Source organism: Halobacillus sp. ABH2_015 (assembly GCF_056158945.1).
This window is the reverse complement of the sequence record NZ_JBSWUG010000002.1, coordinates 1,153,136-1,165,829: the sequence shown is the minus strand read 5'-3', so window position 1 is coordinate 1,165,829 and position 12,694 is coordinate 1,153,136. Positions and strand designations below refer to the sequence as shown.

12 protein-coding genes are annotated in these 12,694 nt (G+C 50.2%); 4 read left to right on the top strand and 8 right to left on the bottom strand.

What is annotated here, in order from left to right; translation table 11 throughout:
- The first annotated feature begins 77 nt into the window (after positions 1-77).
- Positions 78-1,544, top strand: a complete 1,467-nt coding sequence (locus tag ACXAD6_RS06105; RefSeq protein ID WP_474968095.1) for a flavin monoamine oxidase family protein — start codon at positions 78-80, stop codon at positions 1,542-1,544.
- Between the two features lie 35 nt (positions 1,545-1,579).
- Here the strand turns inward: ACXAD6_RS06105 and ACXAD6_RS06100 are convergent, their stop codons facing one another.
- Together ACXAD6_RS06100 and ACXAD6_RS06095 are read right to left on the bottom strand one after the other, a co-directional pair.
- Positions 1,580-2,734 (bottom strand): S1C family serine protease, encoded by a 1,155-nt coding sequence (locus ACXAD6_RS06100; RefSeq protein WP_474968094.1) that lies wholly within the window; start codon positions 2,732-2,734, stop codon positions 1,580-1,582.
- Between the two features lie 12 nt (positions 2,735-2,746).
- Positions 2,747-3,898, bottom strand: a complete 1,152-nt coding sequence (locus ACXAD6_RS06095) for a zinc ribbon domain-containing protein (protein WP_474968093.1) — start codon at positions 3,896-3,898, stop codon at positions 2,747-2,749.
- 279 nt (positions 3,899-4,177) lie between these two features.
- Between ACXAD6_RS06095 and ACXAD6_RS06090 the strand changes: the two genes are divergently transcribed.
- Complete coding sequence (locus ACXAD6_RS06090) at positions 4,178-4,678, top strand: 3D domain-containing protein (protein ID WP_474968092.1); 501 nt, start codon at positions 4,178-4,180, stop codon at positions 4,676-4,678.
- A gap of 61 nt (positions 4,679-4,739) precedes the next feature.
- On the top strand, positions 4,740-5,261 hold the full coding sequence (locus ACXAD6_RS06085; protein ID WP_474968091.1) for a GNAT family N-acetyltransferase: 522 nt from the start codon (positions 4,740-4,742) through the stop codon (positions 5,259-5,261).
- Between the two features lie 75 nt (positions 5,262-5,336).
- On the opposite strand, the gene ACXAD6_RS06080 is transcribed toward ACXAD6_RS06085, so the two are convergent.
- On the bottom strand, positions 5,337-5,573 hold the full coding sequence (locus ACXAD6_RS06080; RefSeq protein ID WP_027953760.1) for a hypothetical protein: 237 nt from the start codon (positions 5,571-5,573) through the stop codon (positions 5,337-5,339).
- Between the two features lie 458 nt (positions 5,574-6,031).
- Here ACXAD6_RS06080 and ACXAD6_RS06075 point away from each other — a divergent pair, with 458 nt between their 5' ends.
- The gene (locus ACXAD6_RS06075) at positions 6,032-7,273 is read left to right on the top strand and encodes a YeeE/YedE family protein (RefSeq protein WP_474968090.1); all 1,242 of its coding nucleotides are present in this window, start codon (positions 6,032-6,034) and stop codon (positions 7,271-7,273) included.
- 378 nt (positions 7,274-7,651) lie between these two features.
- Here the strand turns inward: ACXAD6_RS06075 and ACXAD6_RS06070 are convergent, their stop codons facing one another.
- The 5 genes from ACXAD6_RS06070 to ACXAD6_RS06050 form a co-directional block, all read right to left on the bottom strand.
- Positions 7,652-7,744, bottom strand: coding sequence for a putative holin-like toxin (locus tag ACXAD6_RS06070; RefSeq protein ID WP_422875628.1), 93 nt, complete (start codon positions 7,742-7,744; stop codon positions 7,652-7,654).
- Positions 7,745-7,909: 165 nt separating this feature from the next.
- On the bottom strand, positions 7,910-8,305 hold the full coding sequence (locus tag ACXAD6_RS06065; protein WP_474968089.1) for a secondary thiamine-phosphate synthase enzyme YjbQ: 396 nt from the start codon (positions 8,303-8,305) through the stop codon (positions 7,910-7,912).
- 3 nt (positions 8,306-8,308) lie between these two features.
- On the bottom strand, positions 8,309-9,277 hold the full coding sequence (dapF, locus tag ACXAD6_RS06060; protein WP_474968088.1) for a diaminopimelate epimerase: 969 nt from the start codon (positions 9,275-9,277) through the stop codon (positions 8,309-8,311).
- Between the two features lie 186 nt (positions 9,278-9,463).
- Positions 9,464-11,488, bottom strand: a complete 2,025-nt coding sequence (locus ACXAD6_RS06055) for an iron ABC transporter permease (protein ID WP_474968087.1) — start codon at positions 11,486-11,488, stop codon at positions 9,464-9,466.
- A gap of 15 nt (positions 11,489-11,503) precedes the next feature.
- Positions 11,504-12,514 carry an ABC transporter substrate-binding protein gene (locus tag ACXAD6_RS06050; protein WP_474968086.1) on the bottom strand — a complete coding sequence of 337 codons (1,011 nt, stop codon included), beginning with the start codon at positions 12,512-12,514 and terminating at the stop codon, positions 11,504-11,506.
- Positions 12,515-12,694 lie beyond the last annotated feature (180 nt).

The following is a 12,694-nucleotide window of genomic DNA, read 5'->3' as shown; positions in this document are numbered from 1 at the left end:
TGCACGTTGGAAATTACATCCATAGAACCGTACTGTTCATTAAATGGACTGAATAACCATAAAAGGGGGTGTTTTCCATGACGAATTATCAATCCGAGGGCTTTACATATCCAGATGATTTTCTCCGTATCATCCATAAAGGTCTTTCGCCGTCTGCTCAAAAGAAGCGGGTGATCATTATCGGTGCCGGCATGGCCGGACTGTCGGCAGCTGGTTTATTAAAGGATGCCGGTCATAAGGTGACCATCCTTGAAGCTGACAGCCGTCTGGGTGGAAGAGTCTATACGGTCCGTGCCCCGTTCACGAATGGCAATTACCTCGATGTCGGAGCGATGCGGATACCGACCAATCATAAGCTTGTATATGCGTATGTCGACAAATTCGGACTGGAAACCAATCCTTTTCAAAACACGCGGAAAAATGACCTCTTGTTGATTAATGGAAAAAAAGTGTATCACCGCATTTATGAACAAAACCCTGCCATTCTTGATTTTCCTGTAGATTCGGAGGAGCAGGGCAAAACGGCCAAAGAACTGTTTCTGTCAGCCGTCCAGCCGTTTCTTGATGTTTATAACCACAGCAGTGATGCTGAAAAAGAACACCTCAGAGACCGCTATTCGGACCTTTCCATGAGTGAATATTTAAGGAACAACCCCTACGGCCCCTCCATGTCTTTAAATGCTGTGAGGAAAATCAAGGTCCTGCTTGGAATTGAAGGTTTCCCGGAATTCGCATTTCTGAACATCCTCACTGACATTACGTTTCCAATCTTCCAAGGGGATACGAAATTCAGGGAAATCAAAGGCGGGAATGACCGGCTGCCATGGGCCTTTTACCCGGAGCTCTCCTCCGCCATCTACTTCTGCGAACGGGCCGTTGCAATCAATCATTACAAAGATGGCGTACAGGTCGTGTCAAAGAATGAAAAAACCGGAGGCTATTCCACCTGGACCGGAGATTATGTCCTGACGACCATTCCTTTTACGACTTTCCAATGGATCGACGTCCGTCCGTATGACACGATTTCCATAAAAAAATGGGCGGCGATCCACGAAATCATCAATGTTCCAGCTGTAAAAATAGGCATAGAATTTTCATATAAATTCTGGGAGCAGTATCCGGTCGGGAACATCATCACCGATTATCCCTCCCGCTTCATTTACCAGCCCAGCCATGACGGTGGAAAACCTGGGCCGGGAATTCTGCTTGCCAGCTACACGTGGGGACAGAATGCGCTGTTATTCAACAGCCTCAGTAAAAAGCAGGCCGTAGAGGAAGTGATGAGCGACCTTGCCAAGGTATACGGACGGGTCGTCTATGATACGTATATGACCAGCATCGTCTACAACTGGAGCCGAAACCCATACTCTGCGGGCTGTTTCACCCTTTTCACTCCGGGTCAGAGCAGGGATTTGGAGGACATCATCCCTCTGCCGGAAGGCCGCATCCATTTCGCCGGCGAACACACCTCCTCCTACCACGGATGGATTGAAGGGGCTATTGAATCAGGCATCCGGGGCGCTGTAGAAATCCATAACCGATAAAAAAACCACCGCTCTTATCATGAGCGGTGGTTTCGTCATTCTTCTTCTTTGGATTCGTTACTGATTTCCTCGCCGGATCCCTGCATGATCTTCACCGACTGGTTTTCCTTCTGAATCGGATACACCACTTTATATTTCTTAACCTTGACTTCTCCATCCACGGTTTCTTCAGCAGTGATGAAGGCGGTCACGACAACCTGATCGTCCTTCGGATCAGCGACAAGGTTATCGACGGATACACTCAGCGTATTGTAATAGCCTGAACGGAACTCTTCAAACGACGTCTTCTCCTGCCAGCTTGAACTGATCAGGGAATAGGCCGTTACAAAGTCGCCTTGGTTGATGCTGTCATAAAAATACTGCACCATGTACGTCGCCTGTTCTGCATCTGTACCGGTAACCGGAGACTGCACCTGTTCATTCAGCTCAGGGAATTCAGGCAGCGATTCCATCGGCGTTTCGCTCCAGCGCTCCACCATCGGCAGCACATCCGCAATCGGGATACTGAAACCGATCGTTTCCTCATCCAGCTTGGCTGAATTGATTCCGACTACTTCGCCCGTGTCCCGGTCAAGCAGCGGACCACCGCTGTTCCCCGGGGAAATCGGCGCAGAAATCTGATACATGTTTTCGTAATGGAACGGCTCGATATCCAGCGTCCGGTCCACGCCGCTGATTTCACCGCGTGTCACCGTATTCTGCAGACCGAGTGGACTTCCAAGCGCCAGCACTTCGTCCAGCAGCTCGGCATAGCCCTCTGTCCGGATCGGGAGCGGATCGCGCCCCTCAAGGCCGGGTACACGGACAACCGCAACATCTGTATCGCGGCTCACCCCGATAACATCCCCCGGCATCTTTTTACTGTCCGTCGTAATAACAGAGACTTCTTCGGCGTTGGCGACGACGTGGGCATTCGTAATCACATCACCCTTGTCATTGTATAAAAACCCGGAGCCGATCGTGCCGTCCGGAAGTTCAATCTGGACGACAAGCTTTTGAGATTCATAGATAATGTCCTGTGTTTCTTTTGGCACTTCTGCGTTTTTCTCATCTTCTTCAGGAGGCTGATTGAGTACAGCCGACACCGCCAATTGTTCCGGCACCGTGTCCAGAATATAGAAAACGCCCGCCGTACCGCCTCCGACGATAAGTAAAGAGACGATCAGGCTGATCATCCAGGAGCGTTTCATTGCCGCATCCTCCTATTCTACTAACCATTCCAGCTCTGTCATTTCCACCATGTATTCCCCTTCTTCCAGGTTGTAGTACATTTTCTCAAACTTGCCTGTACTGCCTGGATTTAAGTAGTTGGGGTACACCTTGGCGGATTCTGACCGGACGACTTCTCCGTCCTGTGTTTTGATGTCATATTTCACACTGATTGTGCTGATCACCTGGGTGGCCAGACTTTTCAATTCGCCACTGATTTTATAATCACCGAATTCATCTTTTTCCATTTGGATATCCACTACTTCCAAGGCTTCGGTTTCATTACGAAGCTCATCCTTGGCGGCCTGCTGCATCGCACTTTCCAAACGTTCCTGAGCGGCCTGTTCAAACGCCTGCTTCTCCTGCTGCACCCGTTCTTTCAGCTGGATCAGCTTTTCATCGTTCGAGACGTACTGAAGACCTTCATCAATCAGAGCGATGGCTTCAGTGTATCGTTTGTTCTCAGCCGCTGCCTCTGCCGTTTTCGTGGAACGGTTGACGATTTTTTCATAAATCTTTTCCCGGACCTTGGCTGCTTCTTCCAAATTCAAATCCGAAAGGGTATTCAGTTTGGCAGCCAGCTCATCCACATCTGTAATTTTGGAAAGTTCCTCGTTCACTTCCTGTAGAGTGAATCTGGAATCCATCTCATTCACTGTTGGTACAAGTGTCTGATAGATCCGCCCGTTTTCCTGTCTTAAGGCTGTTTGGACTTCAGACAGCTGGTCATCCGCTTTTGAAAGGCTGCCTTCTTCGAGCAGCTTGGACACTTCTTCCAGTTCCTTTTCCATACGGAGCACACTTTGTACGTGGGTCAACTCCTCCTGCAGCGCCTCTGCATCCGGACGTTCCTGGATGGCACGCGTAAGCAGCTTCTCTGCTTCCCGGTAATCTCCGGCAAGGGCTGCTTCCTCTGCTTCCGTCTTCCACGAGGCTGCATCTTCATTTATCCCTGTTTCCTGGTCATAGACAAAATAAAGGGCCGCCCCCACCACAACAAGGACTATCGCAGGTGTAAGAATGGGCAGCCACGATCGTTTCTTCTCAGCATCAGCCGGGGATTCTTCTGATAAGGATGCTCCACACTGGGAACAGTAACGCGATCCCTCGGCGTTTTCATGGTTACATTGAGGACATGTGATCATGGTCTGGTCCTCCTTTTTTCACAGCTTTCTTGTGATCCAGAATCGTACATAATCCTCAACTATTATAGCATGACCATTGATAGATTCGTAAACGTCTATCGTCCCTTTTTTCGTTTTTTTCACGAATGCTCCCTGCGTCCCGGTCCCGTCTTCCAAAAGAAAACCCGCGTCCGTCGAATGTCATGGAACTGTAATCAATCTGTAGGTATTTTGTATTTGTTTATCTACAGACACACCTGTTATACTGCTCTCAGATCTAATGCGAAAGAGGTGGATGACATGATGAAATTTTTCCTATCCTTTGCTGTCATGCTTACCCTGTTTTCCGGAATCGACCATATTTCAAGTGCTGAGGAAACCGATAAGACGGCCCAGCCTGTTGATAAAAAAGCAACCATCCTCGATGAAAAAGAAGACCAGCACAACCGCTTTGAAGATAAAGAAGAAAAAGAAGCCTCCTTTGCTTCGCAAAACAAAAAGGATGATGTGAAACGGACGGTAGCCGTTGAAGCGACAGCCTATACCGCTTTCTGTGAAGGCTGCAGTGGAACGACCTACACCGGCATCGATCTTCGCGCCAATCCTGACAAGAAAGTCATTGCTGTCGATCCTTCCGTCATCCCGCTCGGCTCGACCGTCCGGGTTCCCGGCTACGGAACAGCCACAGCCGGAGACATCGGGGGAGATATCGAAGGTCACCGGATCGACTTATTTATGGCAGAGGAAAGAGATGCCTTTGATTACGGGCGACGTCAGATCGAAGTGGAAATTCTGGAATAATCCTTTTAAATAGACACCGATTGTGAGAAACTCCCTTTTAGATAACGAAGGGAGTTTTTTTATGCCTGTACTCATTCAACAGGAACAGCCGTCTGACGTAACGTCCGTCGGAAAACTTATTCAACGTGCATTTGCGCTGGAAGAGCACAGCGATCATACCGAGCACCTGCTGGTCGAAAGACTGCGCACCTCTGAAGCTTTTATTCCTGAACTGGCCTTAACAGCCGTTGATGACGGTGAAATCATCGGTTATCTCCTGCTCACCAAAATCACGATTGGAGATAACGTATCCCTCGCCCTTGCACCGGCAGCCGTGGACCCGGAGAGGCAGCGCGAGGGAATCGGTTCATCGCTCATTCAACACGGCCTGAAAAAAGCCGGAGCGCTCGGCTTTTCTTCTGTCATCGTCCTCGGCCACCCGGATTACTATCCGAAGTTCGGTTTCCAACCCGCCTCCCACTGGGGTATTGAAGCGCCATTTGAAGTACCGGGAGAGTCGTTCATGGCTCTTGAACTGCAGCCCGGCGTCCTGAAAGACATCAACGGCACTGTCCATTATTCCCAGCCTTTTCTGGAAACATGAAAAAGACCGGATGAACATCATCCGGTCTTTTTATCATACTTCTCAATCGTTCCCCATAATTTAGAAAGGTGGGCGTCAATCTCTGCTGAAACGTGTGCGTCGGGCACAGCGGTCAAGATAGAAGCTTTCCACTCCGCTTGTGTGAAGCGCTACGCCATCCTCAAGGAACCACCATGTGCCACGGTCCAGCTGTTTGACAATAAATTCGGAGGTTTCTTTTTCGTCCATTTCCTCACTCAATTCAAGATCGTGGGTGACGACCCTCTTGCTGTCCAACAGGAAAATTACGTGCCATTCCTTCTTCTTCGGCATTGCATTCATTCCTTCCTATGTAGGCTTATTAATGTACCCATACCCGGCTTTTTTGTCTGCTAATCGTAGAATTCCCTTTCCTGCATGAAAATTATGCAGATCAAGCAAAAAAAGCCACGCGTAACGCGCCGCTTTTCATTATATTTTATGTAGGGGGAGGTGCGCCTGATGTACGCCAAGAAGTTCTTCGGTTTGAGTTGATACAAACAAAGAAAAACCAGCGAGTGACATATGAGCGAACGACAGGTATAAGACATCCCTCCAATAATTGTATTCAACCTTCCTGTCCACACTTTGAGTGTACCACTTGTATCTGCCATATAGTGTTAAATCTCCGTAAAGAATGATCTGTGTTCTCTTTGTACAACCATTGTATGCAAACTGGTTTACAAATAGAAGACTGGTCGGTTAGAATGTTTAAAGCTCATTAAACAAATCGGAATTAGGAGGAATAGCACATGCAGCAACAAGCAGTTCATCAGACGGCGTCCAGCCGGTCTACGATTCCTGCCCAGCTTGATCCGGTCCAAAAGCCGTTCATGTGGGCTGGCATCATCGCTTCCCTGCTTTTATTCATAACAATTATCAGCATGACCAATGTTACGCAGGGGGTTCTGTTTATCATCGGACTCGCCTTCGGTCTCGTGCTGCTTCACGCACGATTCGGCTTTACATCAGCCTTCCGGCGGCTGCTTTCTGTCGGTAACGTCCAGGGACTGCAGTCACACATGCTGATGCTCGCTGTCGCAACGACAGGCTTTGCCATCATTTTAGGTACAGGCTTCAGCTTCACCGGAACCACTCCGCAAGGGTACGTTTTCCCTGTCGGCGTGAGTGTTGTATTCGGTTCCTTCATCTTCGGTATCGGGATGCAGCTGGGTTCCGGCTGTGCATCTGGTACTCTTTACACGGTCGGTGGTGGAAAGTCTTCCATGGTTCTGACTCTGCTCGGCTTTATCGCAGGGTCTGTCCTCGGTGCCTATCACATCGGATTCTGGCGGGAAACTCCGGCCCTTCCTGCGATTTCTCTTGCTGAATCCACAGGACTCGGCTACTTCGGAGGGTGGATTCTCCAGCTTCTCATCTTCCTCGGCATTTACGGTGTAACGGTGAAGTTCGCCAGGAAAAAGAACCCGCCGCGGATGGAACCATTGAAAACGACCACCGGGCTTAAACGTCTATGGCGTGGCGCGTGGCCGCTTCTCGCCGCCGCTGTCGCCCTCGGTGTATTGAACGCCATCACCCTTGCTGTCCGCGGAAACCCGTGGGGCATTACATCTGCGTTTGCACTTTGGGGATCCCAGTTCATCCAGATGTTCGGTGTCGATGTGGCGAGCTGGCAGTATTGGTCTGAGAACCCAGCGCCCCTTAATCAGACGGTGCTTGCAGACTCTACAAGTGTCATGAACTTCGGCATCATCCTTGGTGCCTTTATCGCTGCCAGTGCGCAGGGGAACTTCAAGCCGGGTAAAATCAAACCGGGGATCGGTTTCGCTTCCATCATCGGCGGAATCCTCATGGGATACGGCGCCCGCCTGGCCTTCGGCTGTAACATCGGTGCGTATTTCGGCGGTATTGCCTCCTTCAGCCTGCACGGCTGGGTGTGGATGATTATGGCGCTGATCGGAACGTATCTCGCCCTCTTCCTGCGGCCATTGTTCGGATTGAAAAACCCGAACCCGAAAGATTCGATCTGCTGATCGATTATCCAGCATGCCTTTGTTCAGGCGTGCTGGATATTTTTATATGGCTGCGTCAGAGATGAAAAATCGATATATCCGCGGTTTGACTGATATGCTGCGGATGTGACCGATATATCCACAAAAAGACCGATATCAGCGCCGTTTCGGCTGATATAACCGAAAAAAGACCGATATCCCGCAGTCTGGCAAAGGACAGGAACGCTCGTTCAGGTTTCTTTTTCCGGAAAATGTGGTATGATAAAAGCAGATAAAGGATACACATAAGAAAAGGGACCACAGCTGGCACTGTGATCCCCTCTACGGATAGCTGGCCTGCCAAAGGGCGCAGCCTACATGAAAAATAGACTCACCCGCATTCACGTCAGAATAGGGAGTCTATTTTTTTATGCGTAAAATCGCTACAATCAAACCAAGCAAAGACACGATCAGGGAACTGAACGCGATCATCACCATCAGCGATTCATACATACTCAGAGGCATCACCCCCTCCATCTTTGAGACATGGGGATCAGCCGACACCCTATTCAACTGGCAGGAACCACTATCCTTTCTAAATTATAGCATGGCCTGCTGCCCGAATGTGACAGGCTTTTCTACCTAAAAAAAGAGCAGGCGCAGTGCCTGCTCTTTCACTTATAACACTTTAGCTACGAATTTACGGCTGCGCGGGCCGTCAAACTCACAGAAGTACAGTCCCTGCCACGTGCCGAGTACAAGGTGGCCGTCTTCTACAATCAACGTCTGTGCATGACCGACGGTGCTCGTTTTCATATGCGCAGCTGTGTTGCCTTCTGCATGTTTATCTTCGGCCTGATCCCACGGGTACACTTCGCGGAAACGGCGGAGCATATCGGTTTTCACATCAGGATCGGCATTTTCATTTACCGTCAGTCCCGCGGTCGTGTGCATGGAAGAGACGATGACGACGCCATCCTTCACACCTTCTTCACGGATCCAGTCCTGCACCTGGCTGGTCACATCAATCATTTGGTCATGATGATCCGTGCGTACATGAAACGTCTTCAACATCGGTTACCCTCCAATTTCGGAAGCAGCATAAGCTTCCAGTTTTTCATACGTTTCGTTTTCCTTATCAAAAAACGTTTGTCCTGTTACCTCGAAGCGGCTGTTTTCAAGATCAACATCAGCCACAGCTTCGTATACATTTGTTCCATTCCCGCGCAGCTGGATAGAGAAACGTCCGTCGTTCTTTTCAACAACACAGTTGACGAGACCACCTTTATTAATGACGACAATCGGTGTATCAAGATCGTTCGGACCCAGGATGGTGGATACGAGCGACGAGGCGGACATGGCTGTACCGCAGGCATTCGTCAGTCCTACGCCTCGTTCATACGTGCGGACGAAGATTTTATTTTTCTCCAGCACCTGGACAAAGCTGACGTTCACCCCTTTCGGAAAAACCTCAGGCAGTTCGTTGGCGCGGCGGCCGATTCGTTCAAGCTCAACCTGATCCACGTTATCCATCAGGCTGACGATATGGGGATTCGGCACACTGAGGGCAGTGAATGTCCGCTTATCAGAAAGTTCAGGGATAGCACTGTCCACCGCCTGCTCTCCATCATGAATCATAGGAAGGGAAGCAGGGGCAAACGATACCGGCTCGATCTGAACCGAAAACGTATCGATATCCGGGAAAATTTCAGCGACCTGGCTGACAGGCAGGACCGCTTCCTGCGTTTCGATCGCAATCGATGGATGTCCGAGCTTTTCGATCATATGGCGGGCTACACAACGGAGACCGTTGCCGCACATTTCCGCTTCCGATCCGTCGGAGTTGAACATCCGCATCCGGCCTTCCGCTTTCTCACTCGGCATGACAAATAAAATGCCATCGGAGCCGATGCCATTCGTTCGATCACATAACAAAAGCGACAGCTCTCTTCTTTCTTCCTCGGTAAATGTAAAGTCATGCTCAATTTCATCGATGAGGATGAAATCGTTCCCTGACCCGTGGCATTTGATGTATGGCAGCTTCATAAACCTCTCCCTTTCACGTTCTTTTTTCTCCCTATCTTAGCATATTTCATTCGGAAATGAAGCGTGAGCGTTTGAATTTTGTAAAAAGTCCGAGGTGAACGTAAGAAAGAAGACAGGGGCGCTGATCCCCTGTCTTCCTGCTGTTCAACCACCCATCCTTCACGATTGATTGAAGGCATGATACCCTCATGCAGACCTTCTTTTCATCAACCAAAGGAAGTATGGGGCCCCGATGATGGCCACCAGGATTCCTGATGGAATTTCGTTAGGTGCCAAAAGCGTCCGGCTGAATAAGTCCGCCGTCACCAGGAGCACGCCGCCAATCAGCATGGTGACCGGCAGCAGCTTCTGATTGGCACTACCCACCAGCAGCCGGGCCAGGTGCGGGGCAATCAATCCTACGAAACCTATGGAACCAACAGCCGCCACACTGGAAGCTGCGAGAAGCGTAGCCATCAGTGCCATTTGGAACCTCACATTCACTACACGCAGCCCCAGCCCTTTGGCTGTATCATCCCCAAGACCTAAAACATCAAGCGTTTTAATGGAAAAGGCAAGAACAGGGACAAGGAGCAGCATCGGCCAGATCAAATACTGGATAAGCTCGTCCCACCCTTTTGCATAGGTTGTCCCGGACAGCCATGTAAGCGCAGAGGCCACACCAAGATCAGCCTGCACGACCATGATCTGGATAAGCGCAGACCCGAAAGCAGAAATACCGATGCCGAGCAGGGCGAGCACCGTCGGTTGGAACTCAGCTTTGGCGCCGAGAACCATCACGATGATGAAAAAGACCACCGCTCCGGCCATAGCTCCGACAGGGATCCAGATGGCAGATACACTGAACCAATACATCGTCATAAGCGCCCCTACTCCGGCACCAGAGGTTATACCGATGACGGACGGGTCGGCGAGTGGATTTCTCAGCACCCCTTGAAAAATGAGTCCGCTCAATGCAAGGACTGCTCCACTGAACAAGGCCACGAGGGCCCGCGGCAGCCTCAAGTTCACGATCATGTCCTGCATAAACGTGCTGCCTTCCCCAAAGAAAGCCTGAAAACCGACGAGCGGCTCAAATCCGTAGTTCCCTGATACGAGACTGACACCGACAGTCACCAGGATAATGGCAGCCAGAACGGGAAGCACTTTTCCAAGAGGCATGCTGATCGAGTTCCGGCCGGCCATCACCGCTCCGCTGTCCTGAGAGTTGCTGCGCTTCATCCGCAGGACAAGCCAGATGAGCCATGGCGAACCGACAAGCGCCGTGATCGCCCCAACAGGAAGCTCAGAAAAAGAGGGATCGATGATACGGGCGAGAACATCTGCAAGCAGCAGCACATTTCCTCCCCACAAAAAGGAGCCGAGAATAAGCAGCAGATGTGACCTGTAGCCGATCAGCTTCATTAAATGGGGGGCGATCAGACCGACAAATCCAATCGGCCCGACAATGCTGACGGTCACACTCGTCAGCAGCACCGCAGCCAGGATGGTGATGAGCTTCACGTTTCTCACATTCTGCCCTAACGCCGTCGCCACGTCATCTCCGAGAGTCAGTGTGTCTAATTTCCCTGAAAAAGCGAGAACAATCAGCACACACACGGCTATAAGCGGAAGCGAAAAGACCACTCCGCCCCAGTCGTTCTGAACGAGAGTCCCTGATCCCCACAGGAAGAGACCACGCGTTTCATTCTCATAAAAGATTTGAAGGACCGATGTCAGGGAGGAAAACAAGAAGGTGACAATCATCCCCGCCAGTACCATACGCACCGGAGTCGCATCTCCACCTCCGGATAGAACGTAGACAAAACCGAATGTCAATATCCCGCCCAGAAAGGCCGTGAGAATGCCATTACCGACCAATGCAGCCGGCAGAAAAATCGTTGTGACGACTACAGCAAAGTACGTACCGGAGTGGATGCCGAGCGTACTTGATGAAGAAAGCGGATTTTTCGTGACCGTCTGCAGGATGACACCGGATACAGCAAGAGCTCCACCGGCAAGAATCCCCATAACGGCCCGGGGTAATCGAAGCGTCCTTACCGTATGGTGCTCCAACGTATTTTCCGGGCGGAAAAGTGCATCCATCACCGTCGCAAACGGAAGATCCACGTTTCCTTGATTGATATGTATAAAAGTTAAAAGACACAACAATGCGGCTCCACCCCCGAAGGTGGAGACCGCCATTATTGTGTTCTTCATCGTTGTGTTCATGTGCACACACTCACTTTATTCTTCTTCCAGTGCCGCATTCACGACCTGTTCAGCCAGCACTTCCGCAGACAGCGGTCCACCGAATGTCCAGGCATCCCCCGGCATTTGATAGGTGCGGTCTTCTTTTACGAAGGCCAGTTCTTCCCATACCGGGTTGCCGGCCAGCTGGTTTTCGAAGATGTTGTCTTCTTCCTGCACGATGTAGAAGAAGTTCGTGTCCTGATAGTTCTGCAGGGTTTCCACCGTTGTTTCCGTGTACCCGTACACTTCCAGTTCTTCTGATTCATGATCATTCGTCATGCCCATATTGTTCATCACTTGGGCGGCCATGGAATTGTCTGTAAACAAACGCAGTGTCGGCGTATCCTGCAGGGTGAAGGACTGGCTGAGCACGTAGTTCATGCCCTCTTTACCAGCTTCTTCTAAACGGGACTGCTGCTCGGAGAACGTATCCTCCATATTAGTGAGGACTTCTTCAGCCTTATCCTGTTTACCAACGATTTCTGCAACCGTATTGAATTCTTCCTTCATGTTGGCAAATTGATCCTGGGCCGCTTCCTCAGAATAAGGAGCGAACATGACCGTTGGAGCGATTTTCTCAAGTTCTTCTTTAATCGCTTCGTGACGGAACTGGACACCGATGATCAAATCAGGCTCCAAACGGGAAATCGCTTCCAGATTCGGCTCCTGACGTGTCCCTACATTCTCAACAGAGTCGCTGAATGGAATCCCGACGTTCACCCAGTCCCCGTAGGCGTCCAGTTCAGCAACACCAACAGGTTCCATGCCAAGCGCCTGTAGATCCTCTGCATAGGTCCACTCTAATACGACCACTTTCTCAGGAGTGCCTTCAATCGTCTTTTCTCCTGAAGCGTCCTCAATCGTTACAGAGCGGCTCTCATCAGAAGAGGATTCTTCTGTGCTTTCCTCTCCGGAGGACTCCTCCGCTGATTCTTCCTCTCCTCCGCCGCAGGCAGCCAGCAGAACGAGGCCGAGTATAAGTGCAAACAGCCAAAATTTCTTCATATGTAGCATCCTCTCTTTTATTCAATTCGGAATCCATCATCCAGTTCTCTTTATACCCTTAAATCAACTAAATGATAAAGATTCTCAATCTCATTACATTTCATATGCTACCCCACTCCCCCGCACCTGTCAATGCCGGTTGTTGGAATTTTTCAGACTCTTCGGTTCTATACCTCCTTT

Excerpts from the sequence above, each read along its gene's own strand:
- ACXAD6_RS06105 (WP_474968095.1), top strand. The coding sequence starts at position 78 with ATGACGAATTATCAATCCGAGGGCTTTACATATCCAGATGATTTTCTC.
- ACXAD6_RS06100 (WP_474968094.1), bottom strand. The coding sequence starts at position 2,734 with ATGAAACGCTCCTGGATGATCAGCCTGATCGTCTCTTTACTTATCGTC.
- ACXAD6_RS06095 (WP_474968093.1), bottom strand. The coding sequence starts at position 3,898 with ATGATCACATGTCCTCAATGTAACCATGAAAACGCCGAGGGATCGCGT.
- ACXAD6_RS06090 (WP_474968092.1), top strand. The coding sequence starts at position 4,178 with ATGATGAAATTTTTCCTATCCTTTGCTGTCATGCTTACCCTGTTTTCC.
- ACXAD6_RS06085 (WP_474968091.1), top strand. The coding sequence starts at position 4,740 with ATGCCTGTACTCATTCAACAGGAACAGCCGTCTGACGTAACGTCCGTC.
- ACXAD6_RS06080 (WP_027953760.1), bottom strand. The coding sequence starts at position 5,573 with ATGCCGAAGAAGAAGGAATGGCACGTAATTTTCCTGTTGGACAGCAAG.
- ACXAD6_RS06075 (WP_474968090.1), top strand. The coding sequence starts at position 6,032 with ATGCAGCAACAAGCAGTTCATCAGACGGCGTCCAGCCGGTCTACGATT.
- ACXAD6_RS06070 (WP_422875628.1), bottom strand. The coding sequence starts at position 7,744 with ATGTATGAATCGCTGATGGTGATGATCGCGTTCAGTTCCCTGATCGTG.
- ACXAD6_RS06065 (WP_474968089.1), bottom strand. The coding sequence starts at position 8,305 with ATGTTGAAGACGTTTCATGTACGCACGGATCATCATGACCAAATGATT.
- dapF (WP_474968088.1), bottom strand. The coding sequence starts at position 9,277 with ATGAAGCTGCCATACATCAAATGCCACGGGTCAGGGAACGATTTCATC.
- ACXAD6_RS06055 (WP_474968087.1), bottom strand. The coding sequence starts at position 11,488 with ATGAACACAACGATGAAGAACACAATAATGGCGGTCTCCACCTTCGGG.
- ACXAD6_RS06050 (WP_474968086.1), bottom strand. The coding sequence starts at position 12,514 with ATGAAGAAATTTTGGCTGTTTGCACTTATACTCGGCCTCGTTCTGCTG.